Here is an 18,958-nt window from a genome sequence, read left to right on the forward strand (position 1 = left end):
TGGCCCGCCCCCGGCGGCACCCTCTTTTATGCGCTCGCCAGCCACAGGTCCGGGCCGAAGACTTCGTAGTGGATGTCGGCCGGGTGCACTCCGGCGTCCAGCAGCCGGGTGCGGACCGTGCGCAGGAAGGGGAGCGGGCCGCAGAGGTAGGCGTGGGTGCCGGGCAGGACGGTGATGCCGTTCAGGTCGACGAGGCCGGTGCGGTGGGCCGGGTGGCCTGCCTCCGGGGTCTCGTACCAGAAGTGCGGCTCGGCCTCCGGGAGCTTCTCCGTCAGCTGGACGTGGTGGGCGCGCAGGGCGTGGTCGGCGGGAGAGCGGTCGCCGTGCACGACGGTGACCGGGCGGTCGTGGCCCTGCTCGGCCAGGTACTCCAGCATCGACAGCATGGGCGTGCAGCCGATCCCGGCCGAGGCCAGCAGGAGGGGCGCGTCCAGGTGGTCGAGGGCCAGGTCCCCGTAGGGGACGGAGACGCGCAGCCGGTCGCCGGCGCGGGCGTGCTCGTGCAGGTGGCGGGAGACCTCGCCGTCGGGGGCCGCCGCTCCGCGCACCCGCTTCACCGTGATGGAGCGCAGCCGGGAGCCGGGCGAGGAGGAGAGGCTGTACTGGCGTATCTGCCGGGCGCCGTCCGCCAGTTCGACCTGGACGGAGACGTACTGGCCGGGCCGGAAGGCGGGAGCCTCGCCGCCGTCCGCCGGCCGCAGGTGGAAGGTGGCGACGTCCTCGGTCTCCGCGATCCGGGCGGCGACCTCCCACTCCCGCCACACATCGCCCGCGACCACTCCCTGCTGGGCGTACAGCCGCGCCTCGATGGCGATGAGGGCGTTCGCCATCAGCCAGTAGACCTCGTCCCAGGCCGCGGCGACCTCAGGGGTGACCGCGTCACCCAGTACGTCGCCGATCGCGGCGAACAGGTGCGTGTGGACGACCTCGTACTGCTCCGGGGTCACGCCCAGCGAGGCGTGCTTGTGCGCGATCCGGTTCAGCATCACGTCGGGCCGGGTGCCGGGGTGCTCGACCAGCGCGGTGGCGAACGCGGCGATGGACCCGGCGAGGGCTTGGCGCTGGTCGCCGGAGGCCTGGTTGCCCCGGTTGAACAGATCGCGCAGCAGCTCCGGGTGGGCCTGGAAGAGCTTCTTGTAGAAGAGGTCGGCGATGTCACCGATGGTCGCGCCGACGGCGGGGAGGGTGGCACGGACGGTGGCGGTGGACCGGTCGGAGAGCATGACGGAGAGGCTCCTCTTTGAATTGGTATTCAGGATGCTTATTTTTGGGCGGAAGGGGGCCCGCCCGCGCGGGCGGGTGGGCCGGGAAGGCCGGGGCTCGGGTCAGTCCTGCGGCGGGCCGCTGCCGATGCCGAGCAGGAGGGGGCCGGTGGGGGAGGCGACGAGATCGGTGACGGTGATCGGGTCGAGCGAGGCGTAGAAGGCGTCCTGGGCCTTCCGCAGGGCGCCGCGCAGTCGGCAGCCGGAGCGCAGCGGGCACGGGGTGTCGCCCTCGCACTCCACGACGTCGTCCGTGCCCTCCAGCTCCCGTACGAGAGCGCCGATCGAGGCGGAGCGTCCGGCCGAGGTGAGTGTGAGGCCGCCGCCCCGGCCGCGGCGGGCGTCGAGCAGGCCCAGGTGCTGGAGACGGGCGACGACCTTGGCGGTGTGGGTGTACGGCACCCGCATGGTGTCCGCCACCTCGCGCGTGGTCGGCGGGTCCGCGCCCTCCGCGACCGCCAGCCGCATGAGCACGCGGAGCGCCACATCGGTGAATCTGGTCAGCCGCATGGCTTGATCCTAGATAAGTGGTATGCAAGATGCAAGTTTTAGGGTCCGCCGGGCGACGAGGGGCAACGTGCCCCGACCGAAGGCCGATTAGTCACACTCTTTTGTGTAATGGCGGGCGGCGTCCTCCGCTGAAAGGCTTCTTGAGCAGGTCAGCCCAAGATCGAGAGGACGTCAGATGTCCGTTGGTGAAGAGGTTCGCGACACGCAGGCGCCGCCGCAGCAGAGTCTGGGGACGGCGGCTGCGCGGAACCTCGCGACGACCACCAAGTCCGCGCCGCAGATGCAGGAGATCACCTCACGGTGGCTGCTGAAGATGCTGCCGTGGGTGCAGGTACAGGGCGGTACGTACCGGGTGAACCGTCGGCTCAGCTATTCGGTCGGTGACGGCCGGGTGACGTTCGTCCAGACCGGGGACCGGGTGGCCGTGATCCCCGCCGAGCTGGGGGAGCTGCCCGCTCTGCGCAATTTCGGGGACGAGGAGGTCCTCGCCGAGCTCGCCCGCAGGTGCGAGCAGCGGGACGTGGCCGCGGGAGAGGTGATCGCCACTTCGGGGGACGCGGCGGACCGGGTCTTCCTGCTGGCGCACGGCAAGGTCGAGAAGATCGGCTCCGGCCTCTACGGGGACGAGACGGATCTCGAAGTCCTCGCCGACGGCGCGTACTTCGGTGACCAGAGTCTGGTCGACGGCGACGCCGTCTGGGAGTACACGGCCCGTGCCGTCACCGCGTGCACGCTGCTGACGCTCAGCCGTGCGGACGTGTTCAACCTCGCGGAGCGCGCGGAGCCGCTCCGCGCCCATCTCGCCGGTCTGCTCTCCATCCCGCACCAGCGGACCAACAAGTACGGCGAGGCGGCGATCGACCTCTCCGCCGGCCATGTCGGCGAGGCCGTCGTCCCGCACACCTTCGTCGACTACGACGCAGCGCCCCGCGAGTACGAACTGAGCGTCGCGCAGACGGTGCTGAAGGTGCACAGCAGGGTCGCCGACCTCTACAACCAGCCGATGAACCAGACCGAGCAGCAGTTGCGGCTCACGGTCGAGGCGCTCCGCGAGCGCCAGGAGCACGAGCTGATCAACAACCGGGAGTTCGGCCTCCTCAACAACTGCGACTACGGCCAGCGGCTCCAGCCGCACGACGGGGTACCCAGCCCCGACGACATGGACGAGCTGCTCTCGCGCCGGCGCGGATCGAAGCTCTTCCTCGCCCACCCGCGCGCCATCGCCGCCTTCGGCCGCGAGTGCAACCGGCGCGGACTCGTCCCGGAGAGCGTGGACATCGGCGGCCACCACGTGCCGGCCTGGCGCGGGGTGCCGATCTTCCCGTCCAACAAGATCCCGGTCACCGACGCCCGCACCACCTCCATCATCTGCATGAGGACCGGCGAGGCCGAACAGGGCGTCATCGGCCTCCAGCAGACCGGCATCCCGGACGAGATCGAGCCGAGCCTCTCGGTCCGCTTCATGGGCATCGACGAGCAGGCGATCATCTCCTACCTGGTGACTGCGTACTACTCCGCCGCCATCCTGGTACCGGACGCCCTCGGCGTACTGGAGAACGTGGAGGTGAGCCGCTGGCGCTGACCCCGTGTCACCCCCGGCGGCCCGGTCGGCCGACACCGGCCGGGCCGCCGGGGCCCCGCCCCATCGCACCGCCCCAGGGAGTGACCGTGACCATGACCAGTACGGACGCAGCGACGGAAGGGCACGAGGCCGCGGCGCTGCTGGAGCGCACCCGCGCCATCGTCGACCCGCATCTGCGAACGGCCGTGGAATCGCTGCCCGGTGGCATACGCCGGATCGCGATGTACCACTTCGGCTGGGAGAACGCCGACGGCACCCCGGCCGCCGGACAGGCGGGCAAGGCCATCCGGCCGGCGCTCGTGCTGGCCGCCGCCCGGGCGCTGGGCGGCGATCCGGAACGCGCCGTGCGCGCCGCCGTCGCCGTCGAGCTCGCGCACAACTTCACGCTCCTCCACGACGACGTCATCGACGAGGACACCACCCGCAGACACCGGCCCACCGCCTGGGCCGTCTTCGGCGTCCCGGACGCGATCATCACCGGCGACGCCATGCTGGCCCTTGCCCAGCGGCTGCTCGCCGAGGACACCCACCCGGCCGCACAACGGGCCTCCGCCCGCCTCTCCTCCTGCGTCATCGAACTCTGCGCGGGCCAGCAGGCCGACTGCGCCTTCGAGGAGCGCGGCCCGGACGAGGTCACGCTCGACGAGTGCCTGACCATGGCGACCGCCAAGACCGGCGCGCTGCTCGGCTGCGCCTGCGCGCTCGGCGCCCTCTACGCCGGCGCCGAGGACCGGGCCGTCCGCGCCATGGACGGCTTCGGGCGGGAAGCCGGTCTTTCCTTCCAGCTCATCGACGACCTGATCGGCATCTGGGGCGACCCGGCCCGTACCGGCAAACCCGTCGGCGCGGACCTGTCGGCCCACAAGAAGTCGCTGCCCGTGGTGGCGGCCCTGACCTCCGGCACTCCGGCCGCCGCCGAACTCGCCGCGCTCTACCGGGGCCCCCTGTCCACCGCCGCGGAGGTGGACCGTGCCGCCGACGCCGTGGACCGGGCCGGCGGCCGGGACTGGGCGCAGGTCTGCGCGGCCGACCGGATGGCCCGGGCGGTGCACCACCTCTCGCGCGCGGTCCCCGACCCGGACGGAGCCGGCGACCTGCTGGCCCTGGCCGAATTCGTCACCCGCCGCACCAGCTGACCGGCCTGATCCGGTCGGTCCAGGAACCATCAACTCTAGTATTCCGGAGGTTGGTTGAGAGCTGAGAGTCGAGAGCAGCGGGCGAAGGGGCGGAAGCCGGTCATGGGCATACGGATACAGCGGGCGGGCCAGGGCGACAGGGAGCTGGTCGTCTCGGTCCTGGAGGAGGCCTTCCACCACGACCCGGTCAGCAGCTGGGTCTTCCCGGACGAGGCGCACCGGCGGGCGGTGCACGGCAGGTTCCTCGGTGTCTTCGCCGACATCACCCTCGCCGAAGGCCGTATCGACGTGGCCGAGGACGGCGCGGCCGTGGCCCTGTGGCTGCCGGTGCCCGCCGGCGCACCCGAGGGGGAGGACCCCACGCCCGCCCTGATGCGGCAGACCGCCGATCCGGACAACGAGCGGTGCGAACTGGTCGGACGGCTGACCGGGAAGGTGCACCCGCACGACCGCGCCCACGCCTACCTCCTCATGATCGGTGTCTCCCCGCACCGGCAGGGTGAGGGCATCGGGGCCGAGCTGATCCGGGCGGAGCTGGAGAGCTGCGACCGTGACGGCGTACCCGCCTATCTGGAGGCGAGCAGCGCCCGTAGCCGCACGCTCTACGAACGGCTCGGCTTCCACTTCATGGGCCGAGCCGTCGAGCTGCCGGACGGCCCGTCGATGTGGCCCATGTGGCGTGAGCCGCAAGCGGGTTGACGTACCGTCCGGGCTCTCAGCGGAGAGGGAGGGCGGCACCGGGGCCGTGCCGGGCAGCGGCTACAGTCCCTGCTCATGACAGATGAGTCGTGGGCCGGCTGGTACCGGGACCGGGGCGGTTCCGAGGCCGTCGTCCTCACCACGGACGGACAGCAGCTCCGGATCCGGATCAGAGGGGTCGACTTCGAGGGCGAGAGCTTCGACGGCCTGGCGCCGGTGTCGGGCACGACCCCGGAGAGCGGCATGTTCGCCCTGGCGGACGGCGCGCTCACCGACTGCGTACTGGAGTGGGACCTCCCGCTGCCCGTCCGCGTCGAAGGCACCCTGCGCCAGGCCACCCTCGGCTGCCTGCTCTCCCTGCGCCGGGCCGACCCGGACCTCTACCTCACCCTCCACCTGGACGGCGCGGTCTACGAATCCGCTCGCGCCGAAAGCGACTTCGCGGCCGCGCTGTCGGCGATCCAGCGCGTCCTTCCGGACGGTGTCCAGCTCCAGACCTGTATCGCCTGCGCCTTCTCCGACTACTTCCCGGCCACCGGCCGCGGCCTCTCCGGTTCCCTCGCCTGCTTCCGGGGAGCCAAGGACGTCTACCGGGACGCGGAGGGCGAAGGCGCGGTGCTGGGTCTGTGGGACCGGCGGACCGGGTTCGTCCAGGAGATCTGGAGCTGCGAGGAGTTCGAGGTGCGCCCGGCCAAGGGAGCGGGGACCGGCCACCGAGGGGCCTTCCCGCTGGAGCCGCTGGAGCCGCTGGAGCCGCTGGAACCTGCTTGATGTAAGGCCCGGCCTGGTCGCCTCCTTCTCTGCCCCGTACCGCAACTCCGGTACGGGGCAGAGGTGTTCCCGGGCCTTCGGCGCGGACCTCGCCGGCGTGACCCGTTGCCCTTCCTCTAGTTGTTCTACTAACATGCGAACAACGGAGGTTTTCATGACACGCAAGAACCTTGGCCGCACCACACTCGCGGCCCTGCCCTTTCTCCTCGCCTTCCTCGTCGACCTGATCCTCTTCCTCGCCCTCAAGGACCGCCTTCCCACCCGTCTGGCCGGCCACTTCGACCTCTCCGGAGACGTGAACGGTTACGTCGACCGCACCACCTACGTCCTCGTCACCGCTCCGGTGCTGCCCGTGCTCGGCGCCGCCTGGCTCCTCATGGTGGTCCGGGGCCGGATCCACGGGCGCGCCCACCGCCTGCTCATCGGCGGCGGCTGGGCGGCGGCGGCATTCTTCTCGTACGTGCTCGGCGCCACGCTGATCGTCAACCTGGACGCTTCCGAAGGCGGGCCGGCCGCCCGCTTCCCCATGTGGCACCTCGCCGTGGCCTTCGGCGCGGCCGCCCTCGCCGGATCCATCGGGCTGCTGCTGGCCCGGCTGGTCCCGGCGCCGCAGGACCCCGACGCCGGGAGGGACCCCGCCGAACGCCGGCGGATCCCGCTCGCCGACGGCGAGGTGGCCGGCTGGGCGCGTACCACCGGTGCCTGGTGGACGCCGGTGGGAGCCCTGGTGCTCGCGGCCACCGGCACAGGGGTCGGCTACGCGGTCAACTGGTTCATCGGCGCGGCCCTGTTGGTCCTCGCCGTGCTGGTGCTCGTCTTCAGCCGCGCCCATGTCACCGTGGACCGGCGCGGCCTCACCGTCTCCGGCCTGCTGCCGTGGCCACGGGTCCAGGTGCCGCTGGAGCGCATCGAGGCGGCGGACAGCCGCCGGGTCGACGCGGTCGCGGAGTTCGGCGGCTGGGGGTACCGCATCCGCCCGGGCCGCACCGGCTTCATCGTCCGCTCGGGCGAGGCGATCGTGGCCCGGCAGCGAGGCGGACGCGAGTTCGCGGTCACCGTCGAGGACTCCGCGACCGGTGCCGCCCTGCTGAACACCCTCGTCGACCGGAACCGGGCGGGGCGCTGACCATGCTCTTCCGGGTCGACCCCACCTCCACCGTGCCCCTCGGCGACCAGATCGCGGCCTCGGTGCGCCGCGCGGTCGCCGACGGCGCGGTGACCCCGGGCGAACGGCTCCCCGCCGCCCGGGTGCTCGCCGACTCCCTCGGGGTGAACGTCCACACGGTGCTCCGCGGCTACCAGCGGCTGCGCGAGGAAGGGCTGATCGAGCTGCGCCGCGGCCGCGGCGCGGTGGTCACCGAAGGGGCCTCGCCCCGGCGGGCCCATCTCCTGGAGCGGGTCCGCGAAGTGGTCGCGGACGCGCGGGAGCTGGGCATGACGGAGGAGGAGCTGCTGACGCTGGTCCGCGCCGAACTGACCGGCTGAGGCCGCCGCCACCGTCGTACGACACCGATCAGTGCGGGCCGCCGCCACCTTCGTACGACACCGGCCCGCTCCACCACAGAGGGCCGTTCCGCGTCCGGAACGGCCCTCTTCATGCGGCGATGCGGGGGGCGACGCGGGTCAGGAGGTGGCGCCCGCCAGCGCGGCGGCGAAGCCGTTCCGCCAGAGGTAGTTCACCCGGGACCGCTCGTTGGCGTCCGGCTGTGCGTTGGTGCAGGACGGGCCGGGGCCGCCGCCGGACATCAGCTGGCTGCACGGGCCGGAGTAGGTGTCCGGCAGGCCGAGCACGTGTCCGGTCTCGTGCGTGGTGACGCGGGTCGAGTTGTACTGCTGGTTCTGCCGGTAGTCCAGGAAGATGAAGCCCCGGCCGTGGCCGTTGGTCGAGGCGTACGAACCGCGCGGGTCGTTGCCCTCGCGGTAGGTGAAGTCGGCGTTGGAGCCTTCCTGGAGCCGCACGTTGGAGACCGAGCTGTTCCAGATCCGGGTGCTGTTGGCTATCTGGGTGCGGAAGCTGGGGGCGGAGGCCGCACTGTAGGTGACGGTGACGGCCTGCGTGCCGATCGGAGCGGCGGCACGCTTCTCGGCGGCGGACTTCATCACCGCGTCGAAGAAGGCCTTGTTGGCGGCGGCGTTCTCGGCCGACCCGTTGTACGCGGCGATGGTGGCGGGGGTGGAGACCGCAGGGGCAGGAGCGGCGGAGACCGCGGGAGCCGTACCGAGCGCGGCGACGAGGCCGAGACCGGCGATGGCGGAGGCGATGGCGGTCCTGAGGTGTCTCATGGGGGATTTCTCCTACTGTCCGGTGAACCCGCGCCGTGGGGGTTGTCCGCTGAACGGACGGGGCGCGGGGCGGTACGGGGAGAGTGTGGGGGAGCGGACGGCCGCCGGGGATGATGCCAACCGGCGATAACACGGCCCTATCCCCGCGCCCGCCACCTCATCGGCCGGAGAGACGCCACTTCCCCGGCCGGGGAGACGCCACTTCCCCCGACCGAGGACACGCCACGCCCACGGCAGGGGAGACGCCACGCCCACGGCAGGGAGGCGCCACCTTCTCATCGCTCCATGACGCGCCGCCCAACACCCCCTGAATTGATTCCGTTTGATGGGGTTGAGGCCGATGGTGTCAGGGGCATGACCGGTCGTAGTCTCCGCTTCATGGAGCTTGAGGTGAGGCACCTCAGGGCGCTCTGCGCCATCGCCGACGCGGGCAGTCTGCACCAGGCCGCCCGTCGCCTCGGCGTGAGCCAGCCCTCCCTGACCACCCAGCTGCGGCGGATCGAGAACTCGCTCGGCGCCGAACTGTTCCGCCGCGATCGCACCGGCTGCCGCCCGACCCCGCTCGGCCGGGCCGTCCTCAGCCGCGCCCGGCCGCTCGTCGACGGGATGAGCGCCCTGGTGACCCACGCCCTGGCGGAGGCCGACGCCACCCGCGCCCGCGGGCCCCGGCTGCGCATCGGCTCCACCGCGAGCCGGGTCGTCGGCAGCTGGCTCCGCAGGCTACGGGTCGCCCTGCCCGGTACGGAGATCTCCCTGCGGGTCGACGTCTCGGCCCACGCCCTCCTGCGGTCGGTCGAGGCGGGCCGGCTGGACGTGGCCTTCGTGCACGAGGTGGAGGGAAGCCCGCTGGCCCTTCCCGAAGGCCTGGAACAGCGCGTACTCGTCGACCGCGAACCGCAGTTCATCTCCCTCTCCCGCGACCATCCCGCCGCCCGCCGCCGCGTCGTGGAGCTCGGGGACCTGGCCGGCGACCGGTGGATGGTCGATCCGACGGTGGACGGCGAGTGGGACGGCGTGCGCCGGGTGCTGGGTGCCGCCGGGCTCAATCCGCCGGTCCTGCACGGCGATTACCTCACCGCCGCCTCGCTCGTCGTGCTCGGCGAGGCCGTCGCACCCTGCCAGCCCACCTCGGGGCCGCGTGACGACATGGCGATCCGCCCGCTGCGCGGCGACCCGCTCGCCGTCCGGCTGCTCCTGGCCTCGCGACCGGAGACGGACACCTCGGTGGTCTACGCGGAGCTGGAGGCGGCCTACCGGGAGGCGGCCCGGCGTTCCAGCGGCTACTACGAGTGGCTGCTGCGCCACCGCAGTCCGCTCGCGCGTACGCCCTGAGCCCGCCGGGAGTTCCCCGCTCTGCTGACGGCGTGCGGATGTTCCCCGGGGCGGCCGGAGCGGGCAGGCTCGATTCATGAAGCTACTGATGCTGGGCGGTACGGAGTTCGTCGGACGGGCCGTCACCGAGGCCGCGCTGGAGCGGGACTGGGAGGTCACCGTCTTCCACCGCGGCCACCACGCGCCGCCGCCGGGCGTGCGCGCGCTGACGGGCGACCGTACGGGAGGGGAGCGGGGCCTCGCGGCGCTGGCGGGCCACGCGGGCGGCTGGGACCTGGTGGTCGACACGTGGAGCGGGGTGCCCACCGCCGTACGGGACGCCGCCCGGCTGCTGGCGGACCGCGCGGGCCACTACACGTACGTCTCCAGCCGTTCCGTGTACGCCTTTCCCGCGCCCGCCGGTCTGGACGAGGACGGGCCGCTGGTGGCCGGTGCCTCTCCCGACGAGGAGGGGGACGTGCCGTACGACCGGGCCAAGCGCGGCGGCGAGCTGGCGGCCCTCGACGCCTTCGGTGACCGGGCCCTGCTGGCGCGCGCGGGTCTGATCATCGGCCCCGGTGAGAACATCGGGCGGCTGCCCTGGTGGCTCACGCGGATGGCCCGAGGCGGCCCGGTGATCGCACCCGGCCCACGTACGGCGGGACTCCAGTACGTCGACGCGCGCGACCTGGCGAGCTGGATCCTGGACGCCGGGGCGGTCGGCCTGCACGGCCCGTACAACACGGTCAGCCGCGCCGGCCACGCCACGATGGGCGAGCTGCTCGACGCCTGCGTCCGGGCCACCGGTTCCGACGCCGAGCTGCGCTGGACGGACCCGGACGCGCTGCTGGCCGCCGGGGTCGAGCCGTGGACCGGGCTGCCGATCTGGCTCCCGGAGGGGGAGCTGTACGACACGCTGCACCGCGGCGGTCATGCCAGGGCCGAGGCGGCGGGGCTGCGCTGCCGGCCGGTGGCCGAGACCGTCGCCGACACCTGGACCTGGCTGCGCGACATAGGCGGCACCGCGCCCCAGCGGCCGGACCGGCCGCCGGTCGGCCTCGATCCCCGGCTGGAGGAGAAGCTGCTGGCCCTCTGAACCCTCCTGCCGAACCCCTCCTGGCCCGCCTATAGGCCTACACATGGGAGCAAATCCGGCGTGTCATAAGAAATGACTAGTATTAAAGATGCATATTGCGCGGCATGGAACAACAGGCGCGCAGGCGCGGCAACGCAATCCGGGCAGCAGTGACAGTGGCCACGGCCGCGGCGATGGTGGGCATGCTGGCCCCGGCCGCCGCCGCCGATCCGCTGCCGGGCGGGCTCGGCCCCTGCCTCGGCAGCAGGTGCCCGTCCGTGTGGAACGACCCCAACAACGGTCCGGTCGTCGGCTTCGACGAGAACATCAACATCTACGTCGGTGGCGACTACCTGGTCCGGGAGGCCGCCGCCGAGGCGGAGGGGAAGATCGTCACCCTCGGCCGGTTCGACATGGACAAGCGGCCGGAGGCCTCGCAGATCTACAACGTCGGTGTGGTGGGCGTCGGTTCGCGGGTCCCGCCGCCGGACGGGTCCGACTATCTGTCGGTCGGCGGCGACATCCTGATCGCCCCCGGCAAGCGCCTCCTCGCCGAGGAGGGCGAGCACTCGGGCCGGGTCGCCTACGCCGCATCCCTGAGCGGCACGGTGAACCCCTTGGACGCCCCGCGCCCCGACCCCGACGCGGTCGCTCCGTTCACCAGTCTCCGCCCGCAGCTCACCGAGGCCAGCCGGTGTTACGCGTACGACGGCGACGAGCACCGCGCGACGACCGGCAGCTGGACGCTGGCCGGTGACACGTTCACCTTCACCGGCGACAACACCTCGCCGATCCAGGTCTTCGACGTGGACGCGGACCTGGTCTCCTCGACCGGCGGCAACGCCGGCTTCACCTTCGCCGGTATCCCGGCCGGGGCGACGGTCCTGGTCAACGTGTACGGGGACGCGCGTACGGTCGCCACGTTCATGGGCTCCCTCCCGAATCCGGGGCTCCGCGAGCGCCTGCTGTGGAACTTCCCGGACGCGACGGACCTGACGCTGACAGGCCCGGCCCAGTTCCAGGGGAGCGTGCTCATCGGGCAGCCGTCCAGCACGACCACGCTCACCATGAGCGGTACCAACGGCCGCTTCTACACGGCGGGTTCGCTGACCCACACCTCGGGCACATCGGGCGGCCAGGAGATCCACGCGTACCCGTTCGACGGCGACCTCCCGACGTGCGACCCGGAGCCGACGCCTACGCCGACTCCCACGGATCCGACGCCGACCCCCACGGACCCCACCCCGACCCCTACGGATCCGACGCCCACGCCGACGGATCCCACGCCGACTCCCACGGACCCGACGCCGACCCCGACGGACCCGACGCCGACTCCCACGGACCCCACGCCGACCCCGACGGACCCGACGCCGACTCCCACGGACCCCACGCCCACGCCGACCGACCCCACGCCGACTCCCACGGACCCGACGCCGACTCCCACGGACCCCACGCCGACCCCCACGGACCCGACGCCCACGCCGACGGACCCCACCCCGACTCCCACCGACCCCACCCCGACTCCCACCGACCCCACCCCGACGCCTACCGACCCGACCCCCACTCCCACCGACCCCACGCCGGGGCCCACCGAGTCGCCGACGTGGCGGCCGTCGCCGTCGCCGTCCGACCCCGGTGAGCTGCCCGACACCGGATCGCGCGGCGGCGAGTGGATCATCGGCTCCATCGCGGCAGCGCTGGTGGCGGCCGGTGGAACGGTCCTCGTGGCCACCCGCAGGGCGCGTCGCCGCACCTACTAGCAGCGCCCGCTAGCGTGGTTCGATGACCGAACCACTGCTGCACCTCGCCGAAGCACCTCTCTGGGAGGCGGCCCGCGGGACCGGGACGTACGAGATGTCCACCCGCGGCCGCACCCTCCAGGAGGAGGGCTTCATCCACCTCTCCCTGCCCGGCCAACTCCCGGGCGTGGCAAGGATGCTGTACGGGGACGGAGTCGGGAGCGAGGACGGGGACGGGCATGGGGATGGCGGCCACGACCTGGTGGTCCTGGTCGTCGACCCCGCCCGCCTCACCGTCCCCGTCCGGTACGAGGCGATGAAGCCCGGCGGCGAGGAGTTCCCGCACCTGTACGGACCGCTTCCGGTGGACGCGGTCGTGGAGGTGCGGCGCCTTGAGGACTGGCACCAGGCACGACGAGAGGAAGACGAACCCCAGTGAACGGCCCCCTCACCGCGGTGACCGGAGCGAGCGGAGCCGTCGGCGGCCGGGTCGCCGAGCGGCTCGCCCGTACCGGAGTCCCCGTACGCCTCCTCGGCCGCGACCCGGCCCGCCTCCCCGACCTGCCCGGTGCCGACCGCGCGCCCGCCGCTCCCTACGGCGACGGCGAGGCCATGCGCCGGGCGCTGGACGGGGCGCACACCTTGTTCCTGGTCTCGGCGCATGAGAGCCCCGACCGGGTGCGCGAGCACATCACGGCGGTGGACGCGGCCGTGGCGGTGGGCGTGGAGCGGATCGTGTACGTGTCCTTCCAGGGTGCCGCGCCCGACGCCACGTTCACCTTCGCCCGCGACCACTGGCACACCGAGGCCCACATCCGCACGGCCGACGTGCGCCACACGTTCCTGCGGGACAACTGGTACCTGGCGGGGCTGCCCGCGATGACCGGCGCCGACGGCGTGCTGCGCGGTCCGGGAGGAGAGGGCCGGGTCGCCGCCGTCGCCCATGAGGACATCGCGGACGCGGCGGCCGCCGTACTGCTGGACGAGGGAACCGCCCACGACGGCCGCGGCTACGACCTCACCGGTCCCGAGGCGTTCACTCTCGCCGAGGCGGCCGAGGAGCTGAGCCGGGTCACCGGACGCTCGATCCGCTACGTCCCCGAGACCGTCGAGGAGGCCTACGCGTCCCGGGCCGGGCTCGGGGCCGAGGAGTGGGAGGTGGCCGGCTGGGTCACCTCGTACGAGGCGATCGCGGTCGGCGAACTGGCGGCCGTCTCCGACGCGGTGCCCACTCTCACCGGCCACCCGGCCCAGAACTTCGCCGCGTTCCTCGCGGAGCACCCGGACAGCTACCGCCACCTGCTGCCCGGCGTCTGACGGGTCTGAGGGGGCAGTCCCCGGCTCACCGCCACGGGATGTGGCGCCACGGGCTGCCCTCGCTCTCCGCCAGCAGCCGGTGGGCGATGACGTTCTGTTCGTAGAACGGGCCGTAGGACTCCCCGTCGAACCGCAGCACCCGCCCGAGCGCGTACGAGGCCGAGAAGTCCTCCCACGACCGGTGGGCCGACTTGCTCAGCGCTCCGGCGTACACGATCGCCTGCTCGGCCTCGGCCGGGGCGCAGTAGCGGGCCGACAGCCCCCACCGCGCCAGGTTCACCGCCCGCCCGTAGTCGTAGGCGACCGTGGTGCGCACCCGGCCGTCCGGCTCCAGCAGCCCGTCCGCGCGGAACCGGGCCTCGTACCGCATGATCCGCCGTACGAGGTCCTCGATGCCCTTCACCGTGCCCGCGTCGGCCCCGAGGTCCTGGGCGTGACCGGCGGCCGTCTCCCGCCACAGGTCGGCGGAGGGCAGCTCACCGAGGCCGGCCGCCAGCTGCTCGCGGGTGCGCAGCACGAAGTCCGGTTCCGGCGGGCTGTTGCGGGCGTCGAGGAGGATGTCCAGCTGCCTGCGCCACCCGGCGTGGTCCGTGATGCCCCAGGAGTCGCGGAGCTGCGCGCGCTCCCTCTCGTACTCGCGGCAGACCGTGCCGACCTCGTTCCACGGCACCGCGGCCGCGATCGCCAGGTGTGCCCCGCAGGCCAGCCCGTACGCCAGCGGCCCGTGCAGCGCGCCGTGGCGCAACGCGAGCAGCCGGTTCTCCTGGAGGCGGTCGTTCTCCGCGTACGCCCGCTGCCAGAGCGCCCGTTCGGTCGGGGTCGCCGGCAGCAGCAGCTGGCCGGGCGTCCCCACGTTCACCCCGAGGAACATCCCCGCCTCGGGCCAGCCGAACTCGGCGACCCAGCGCAGCGAGACCCCGTGGAAGACCCAGTCCGCATGCCACGCGGGCAGCATGCCCCGGGTGAGGACGGGCCGGCAGACGAACCCCGACGGGTCGTGGTGGGCGCGCCAGGTGACGGTGTCCGGCTTGGCGTCCACCTCGGCGCGCGGGGCCGGGATGTACAGCTCGGCCCCGGCCAGCGCGGCCAGTTGGGCCCGCGCGTCACCGCGCAGCGTCGCCTCGTGGAGGAGCTGCTCGGTCTCGCCGGGCGGGATCCAGGGTGGCGGGGGCGCGGGGTGGTTCACGTGGCTTGCGTTGTTCGGGTGCGGGATCGGGTTCATGACCAGGGGATGTTCTGGTAGGGGCCGGCGGGGTCCTGGGTGAGGACGCGGTGCTCGGCGAGGGACTGCCGGTACGTGGGCTCCGCCGCCTCCGGGCCGTCGTCCTCGGCCCGGTGGACGATGCGGGCCATGAGGTAGCCGAGGGAGAAGTCCGCCCACGAGGTGTAGGCGCCACGCGCGAGTTCGCCGAGCCGCAGCACGTCCTGCTCGGCCTCGTACGGATCGCCGTACCGGGCGCCGAGCGCGAGCCGTACGACGTTGACCGCCCGGCCGAGGTCGAAGGCGGCCAGCGTGTCGACGCGGCCGTCCGGGGCGAGCGCGCCGTCGGCCCGGAGCTTGTCCTCGTACAGCGCGATGTGGTGCAGCGACCGGTCCGCCAGCGCGCGGTCGTCGGCGTCGCGCGCGGCGAAACCACGGGCCACCGCCTCGCCCCACTCCTGGCGCGCCGGCGTACGCCCCAGCCGGGCGGCCAGGGTGTGCCGGGTGCGCAGGACGGACTCCTGGACGCGCCCGACCAGCTGGTTCCTCATCAGCGAGGTGAGGCGGTCGCGGTACTCGGCGCGGTGCGGGATGCCCCACGGGCTGCGCAGCCGGGCCCGGTCGGTGGCGTAGTCCTCGTAAGCGGCGCCGAGCCGGTTCCAGATGAGGCCGTTGGTGACGGCGAGGTGGGCGCCGAGCGCCAGTCCGTGGGCGAGCGATCCGTGCAGCGGCCCACCGCTGTCGGTGAGCAGAACGCCGTGCTCGTGCCCGCCGGTGCGCTCGTCGGCCTGGAGCCAGGCCTTGAGGTGCTTGGGCCGGGCGTCGGCCATCGCCACGTAGGGCGTGCCGTGGTTCACCGCGAGCCGGCGTACGTCGTACGGCCAGGTCCGGGCCAGCTCACCCAGGCTCACCTCCCGGAACACCCACTCCGGGTGCCACGGCGGCAGCATCCCCGGCGTCAGCACCGGCACGCAGGTCCGCCGGGACGCCTCGTCGCGGATCGTGGGCAGCGGGGCCGTCCAGCCGGGGATGTCCGCGTGCAGCCGGGCGACGAGCACGTACAGCCGGGTCCGCGCCAGCACCTCCACCACCGCGCTCTGGTCCCCGCCCGCGACCGCGGCGGCCAGCGCGCGCTCGATCGCGGTGGGCGGCACGGGGGGCGGGTACGCCGGGCTTCCCGGGTGGGCCGGGTTCCCCGCGTACGCCGGCGGGTCCCCCGCGTACGCCGGTGGGCTCTCCGAATTCCCTGCGTACGCCGGTGGCTGCGTCCGGTACGCCTCGTGCGGCGGCGCCACCGCTCCGTCGCCCTCTGCTCCCGCCCCGTTCCCCGTGATCACGCAGCCGATCCTACGAAACGGGCCCCGCACCCGCCCCGGGTGGTCAGCCCCGCACCCGGCAGCGGCCCGAGCACGGTTGGCGCGGGGCAGGCACAGCGGCGGGCCGGGCAGCTCCTCCGCCGGGATCCGGGGCCCGCCCCCGAAAGGGATGGCCCGGGGCGAACGACCGCACCCGGCCCGCCATGGACGCCGTTGTCGGCGGCCTGCGGACCGGGTGCGGTCGTGCGGGCTGTCCGGACGCGCGCGAGCGCGGGTGCCGGGCGGCCCGGGGAAGATCAAGCCTTCTTGGTCTCCCAGAAGATCCGGTCGACCTCGGCGATCAGGTCCAGAGCCTTCTGACCCGTCTTCGGGTCGTTCGAGCCCTTGGCCGCGGAGAGCGCCTTCAGGGTGTCGTTGATGAGCTGGTGCAGCTCCGGGTACTTCTCGAAGTGCGGGGGCTTGAAGTAGTCGCTCCAGAGCACCGACACGTGGTGCTTCGCGAGCTCGGCGCGCTGTTCCTTGATCAGAACCGCGCGGGTGCGGAAGTCCGCGTCCTCGTTGGCCTGGTACTTCTCCTGGACGGCCTTGACCGACTCGGCCTCGATACGGGCCTGGGCCGGGTCGTAGACGCCGCAGGGCAGGTCGCAGTGGGCGCTGACCTTCACCTTGGGGGCAAACAGGCGGGAAAGCATGGAGCTGTCCTCCTCGTGATCGTCTTCTCAGGTGGGACATTACTCCGTGGAGCGCCGCTTTCCGTGGCTGCCCCTGGGGCTTAGGTCAAAAGTCCGGGGTGGGATTCGGGCCGTCGGCCGAATGTACGGAGCGGAACGCGGTACGCGGCACGGGGTGCCGGAGGAGGACCGGGAGGTGGCCGAGATGCCGGAGTGGGGACGGGTGTCCGGAGGCGGACGGGCCGGGCGGCGGCGGCCGTTGCGGGTGGTGGAGGTGACAGGGCCTTCGATGGTGCCCACGCTCTACCACGGGGACCTGCTGCTGGTGCAGTACGGGGCACCGGTGCGCCCCGGTGACGTGGTGATCCTGCGTCACCCCTTCCAGCAGGACCTGCTGGTGGTGAAGCGGGCGGTCGAACGGCGGCCGGGCGGCTGGTGGGTGCGCGGCGACAACACGTTCGCGGGCGGGGACAGCACGGATTACGGGGTGGTCCCCGAGGAGCTCGTCCTGGCCCGGGTACGAGCCCGCTACCGGCCTCCGGCGAGCACGCCGAAGGGTCAGCGGTCGGTGACCGGGCTGCTCGGCTGGGCCGCCTCCGCGGTCAGGCCCGTCCGGTCCGACTCCGCGCGTTTGCGGGCCCGGTAGGCGGCCACGTTGGCCCGGGTCGCGCAGCGGTCCGAGCAGTAGCGCCGGGACCGGTTGGTGGAGGTGTCCAGGTAGGCGTTGCGGCACGGGGCCGCCTCGCAGAGGCCGAGCCGGTCCACGCCGTGCGAGGTCAGGTGGAAGGCGAGGCCCATGGCCGCGATGGCCGTGTATCCGGCGGTCGCGTTCGACGGGTGGTCGGCCAGGTGCATGTGCCAGTCCGGCCGGCCGTCCTCGTCCCGGGTGTCGTGGCCGGAGATCTGCGGGCTCACCGGGAACTCCAGCAGCAGCGAGTTGAGCAGGTCCACCGCGAGCGTCTCGTCGCCGCCGTCGGCCGCCTCGAAGACCGCGCGCAGCCGGCCCCGTACGGAACGGAAGCGGGTCACGTCCGCCTCCGTCGTCCGCCGTGCCGCCTGCTGGTTGGCGCCGAACAGCTCCCGTACCGCATCGACCGAGGTGAGGGCGTCCTTGTTGCGGGCCGGCTCCTCGGTGTTGACCAGGCGCACGGCGTAGTCCGAGTAATAGGCCAGTTCCACTTGTAGTCCTTACCGGGTCGGTCTAGGGTCGGGGTGTCGGTCAGTGTAATGGGTGGCCGTCGTTCATGAGGCTTACTTGGAGGTTGGCGTGACGGAGACGGGGACGAGCACCGACTGGCAGTCCTGGCAGGAGAGCTGGGACCGGCAGCAGGAGTGGTACATGCCGGACCGCGAGGAGCGGTTCCGGGTGATGCTGGACATGGTCGAGGCGGTCGTCGGCCCCGCGCCCCGGGTCCTGGACCTCGCGTGCGGTACGGGAAGTATTACGGACCGGCTCCTCAAGCGGTTCCCGGACGCCACCAGCACCGGCGTCGACCTCGACCCCGCGCTGCTGGCCATAGCCCGCGGCACCTTCGACGGCGACGACCGGGTCACCTTCCACGCCGCCGACCTCAAGGACCCGGACTGGACCACCCGGCTGCCCCACACCTCGTACGACGCCGTCCTCACCGCCACCGCCCTGCACTGGTTCCACAGCGAGCCGCTGGCCGTGCTGTACGGGCAGCTCGGCGGGCTCGTCCGGGACGGCGGCCTCTTCATGAACGCCGACCGCACCATCGACCCGGACACCCCGCGCATCAACGCCGCCGAACGCGCCCACCGGCACGCCGCCATGGACCGCGCCAAGGCCGCCGGTGCCCTGGACTGGGCCGAGTGGTGGGCCCTCGCCGCCAAGGACCCGGTCCTCGCCGGACCCACCGCCGAACGGTTCGCGATCTACGGCGAGCACGCGGACGGCGACATGCCCTCCGCCGCCTGGCACACCCGCACGCTGCTCGCCTCCGGCTTCGGCGAGGCCCGCGCGGTCTGGTCCTCGCCCTCGGACAGCCTGATCCTCGCCGTGAAGTAGGGCGCGCGAGGGAAAGAAGAGGGCGGTACGGACATCGTGTCCGTACCGCCCTCTCC

The 18,958-nt window shown here is 72.8% G+C and carries 20 protein-coding genes; 13 read left to right on the forward strand and 7 right to left on the reverse strand.

Annotated elements, in window-relative coordinates; all coding sequences use genetic code 11:
- Positions 1-26: 26 nt before the first annotated feature.
- Together ACQP09_RS24610 and ACQP09_RS24615 are read right to left on the reverse strand one after the other, a co-directional pair.
- Complete coding sequence (locus tag ACQP09_RS24610; protein WP_433403151.1) at positions 27-1,223, reverse strand: globin domain-containing protein; 1,197 nt, start codon at positions 1,221-1,223, stop codon at positions 27-29.
- A gap of 102 nt (positions 1,224-1,325) precedes the next feature.
- Positions 1,326-1,772: an RrF2 family transcriptional regulator gene (locus ACQP09_RS24615; RefSeq protein WP_404059806.1), complete on the reverse strand. Its 447-nt coding sequence runs from the start codon at positions 1,770-1,772 to the stop codon at positions 1,326-1,328.
- Positions 1,773-1,947: 175 nt separating this feature from the next.
- Here ACQP09_RS24615 and ACQP09_RS24620 point away from each other — a divergent pair, with 175 nt between their 5' ends.
- The 6 genes from ACQP09_RS24620 to ACQP09_RS24645 all read left to right on the forward strand — a co-directional run bounded on the left by ACQP09_RS24620 (position 1,948) and on the right by ACQP09_RS24645 (position 7,445).
- Entirely contained in the window at positions 1,948-3,354 is a 1,407-nt protein-coding gene (locus ACQP09_RS24620) for a family 2B encapsulin nanocompartment shell protein (protein WP_433403154.1), read from the forward strand.
- Between the two features lie 92 nt (positions 3,355-3,446).
- On the forward strand, positions 3,447-4,490 hold the full coding sequence (locus ACQP09_RS24625) for a family 2 encapsulin nanocompartment cargo protein polyprenyl transferase (RefSeq protein WP_433403157.1): 1,044 nt from the start codon (positions 3,447-3,449) through the stop codon (positions 4,488-4,490).
- 102 nt (positions 4,491-4,592) lie between these two features.
- Positions 4,593-5,189: a GNAT family N-acetyltransferase gene (locus tag ACQP09_RS24630; RefSeq protein WP_433403160.1), complete on the forward strand. Its 597-nt coding sequence runs from the start codon at positions 4,593-4,595 to the stop codon at positions 5,187-5,189.
- Positions 5,190-5,264: 75 nt separating this feature from the next.
- The gene (locus tag ACQP09_RS24635) at positions 5,265-5,960 is read left to right on the forward strand and encodes a DUF6304 family protein (RefSeq protein ID WP_433403163.1); all 696 of its coding nucleotides are present in this window, start codon (positions 5,265-5,267) and stop codon (positions 5,958-5,960) included.
- Positions 5,961-6,114: 154 nt separating this feature from the next.
- A complete protein-coding gene (locus ACQP09_RS24640; RefSeq protein ID WP_433403164.1) occupies positions 6,115-7,086 on the forward strand; it encodes a DUF1648 domain-containing protein in 972 nt (323 codons plus the stop codon).
- Between the two features lie 2 nt (positions 7,087-7,088).
- Positions 7,089-7,445 (forward strand): GntR family transcriptional regulator, encoded by a 357-nt coding sequence (locus ACQP09_RS24645; RefSeq protein WP_432149775.1) that lies wholly within the window; start codon positions 7,089-7,091, stop codon positions 7,443-7,445.
- A 138-nt stretch (positions 7,446-7,583) separates the two neighbouring features.
- On the opposite strand, the gene snpA is transcribed toward ACQP09_RS24645, so the two are convergent.
- Positions 7,584-8,243 carry a snapalysin gene (gene snpA / locus ACQP09_RS24650; RefSeq protein ID WP_432149774.1) on the reverse strand — a complete coding sequence of 220 codons (660 nt, stop codon included), beginning with the start codon at positions 8,241-8,243 and terminating at the stop codon, positions 7,584-7,586.
- Positions 8,244-8,621: 378 nt separating this feature from the next.
- Here snpA and ACQP09_RS24655 point away from each other — a divergent pair, with 378 nt between their 5' ends.
- From ACQP09_RS24655 to ACQP09_RS24675, 5 genes are all read left to right on the forward strand, one after another.
- Positions 8,622-9,575, forward strand: coding sequence for a LysR substrate-binding domain-containing protein (locus ACQP09_RS24655; RefSeq protein ID WP_433406753.1), 954 nt, complete (start codon positions 8,622-8,624; stop codon positions 9,573-9,575).
- 76 nt (positions 9,576-9,651) lie between these two features.
- The gene (locus ACQP09_RS24660) at positions 9,652-10,650 is read left to right on the forward strand and encodes an NAD-dependent epimerase/dehydratase family protein (RefSeq protein ID WP_433403168.1); all 999 of its coding nucleotides are present in this window, start codon (positions 9,652-9,654) and stop codon (positions 10,648-10,650) included.
- 104 nt (positions 10,651-10,754) lie between these two features.
- A complete protein-coding gene (locus tag ACQP09_RS24665) occupies positions 10,755-12,389 on the forward strand; it encodes a choice-of-anchor A family protein (protein ID WP_433403171.1) in 1,635 nt (544 codons plus the stop codon).
- Between the two features lie 22 nt (positions 12,390-12,411).
- The gene (locus ACQP09_RS24670; RefSeq protein WP_433403173.1) at positions 12,412-12,807 is read left to right on the forward strand and encodes a DUF952 domain-containing protein; all 396 of its coding nucleotides are present in this window, start codon (positions 12,412-12,414) and stop codon (positions 12,805-12,807) included.
- Positions 12,804-13,685: an NAD(P)H-binding protein gene (locus tag ACQP09_RS24675; protein ID WP_433403176.1), complete on the forward strand. Its 882-nt coding sequence runs from the start codon at positions 12,804-12,806 to the stop codon at positions 13,683-13,685. Before ACQP09_RS24670 ends, ACQP09_RS24675 begins: the two co-directional genes overlap by 4 nt.
- Positions 13,686-13,710: 25 nt before the next feature.
- Here the strand turns inward: ACQP09_RS24675 and ACQP09_RS24680 are convergent, their stop codons facing one another.
- The 3 genes from ACQP09_RS24680 to sodN all read right to left on the reverse strand — a co-directional run bounded on the left by ACQP09_RS24680 (position 13,711) and on the right by sodN (position 16,894).
- Positions 13,711-14,907 carry a DUF1266 domain-containing protein gene (locus ACQP09_RS24680; protein ID WP_433403178.1) on the reverse strand — a complete coding sequence of 399 codons (1,197 nt, stop codon included), beginning with the start codon at positions 14,905-14,907 and terminating at the stop codon, positions 13,711-13,713.
- On the reverse strand, positions 14,904-16,040 hold the full coding sequence (locus tag ACQP09_RS24685; protein ID WP_433406754.1) for a DUF1266 domain-containing protein: 1,137 nt from the start codon (positions 16,038-16,040) through the stop codon (positions 14,904-14,906). Before ACQP09_RS24685 ends, ACQP09_RS24680 begins: the two co-directional genes overlap by 4 nt.
- Before the next feature lie 458 nt (positions 16,041-16,498).
- Positions 16,499-16,894: a superoxide dismutase, Ni gene (sodN, locus tag ACQP09_RS24690; protein ID WP_003966342.1), complete on the reverse strand. Its 396-nt coding sequence runs from the start codon at positions 16,892-16,894 to the stop codon at positions 16,499-16,501.
- A gap of 121 nt (positions 16,895-17,015) precedes the next feature.
- On the opposite strand from sodN, the gene sodX reads away from it, so the two are divergent.
- Positions 17,016-17,519, forward strand: a complete 504-nt coding sequence (gene sodX / locus ACQP09_RS24695) for a nickel-type superoxide dismutase maturation protease (protein ID WP_433403181.1) — start codon at positions 17,016-17,018, stop codon at positions 17,517-17,519.
- Here sodX and ACQP09_RS24700 read toward each other — a convergent pair.
- Complete coding sequence (locus ACQP09_RS24700; RefSeq protein ID WP_433403184.1) at positions 17,432-18,052, reverse strand: CGNR zinc finger domain-containing protein; 621 nt, start codon at positions 18,050-18,052, stop codon at positions 17,432-17,434. The genes sodX and ACQP09_RS24700 overlap by 88 nt on opposite strands.
- Before the next feature lie 88 nt (positions 18,053-18,140).
- Here ACQP09_RS24700 and ACQP09_RS24705 point away from each other — a divergent pair, with 88 nt between their 5' ends.
- Positions 18,141-18,902, forward strand: coding sequence for a class I SAM-dependent methyltransferase (locus ACQP09_RS24705; protein WP_433403187.1), 762 nt, complete (start codon positions 18,141-18,143; stop codon positions 18,900-18,902).
- Positions 18,903-18,958: the final 56 nt, after the last annotated feature.

The organism is Streptomyces sp. CA-146814, assembly GCF_050942385.1.
Lineage (GTDB): Bacteria > Actinomycetota > Actinomycetes > Streptomycetales > Streptomycetaceae > Streptomyces.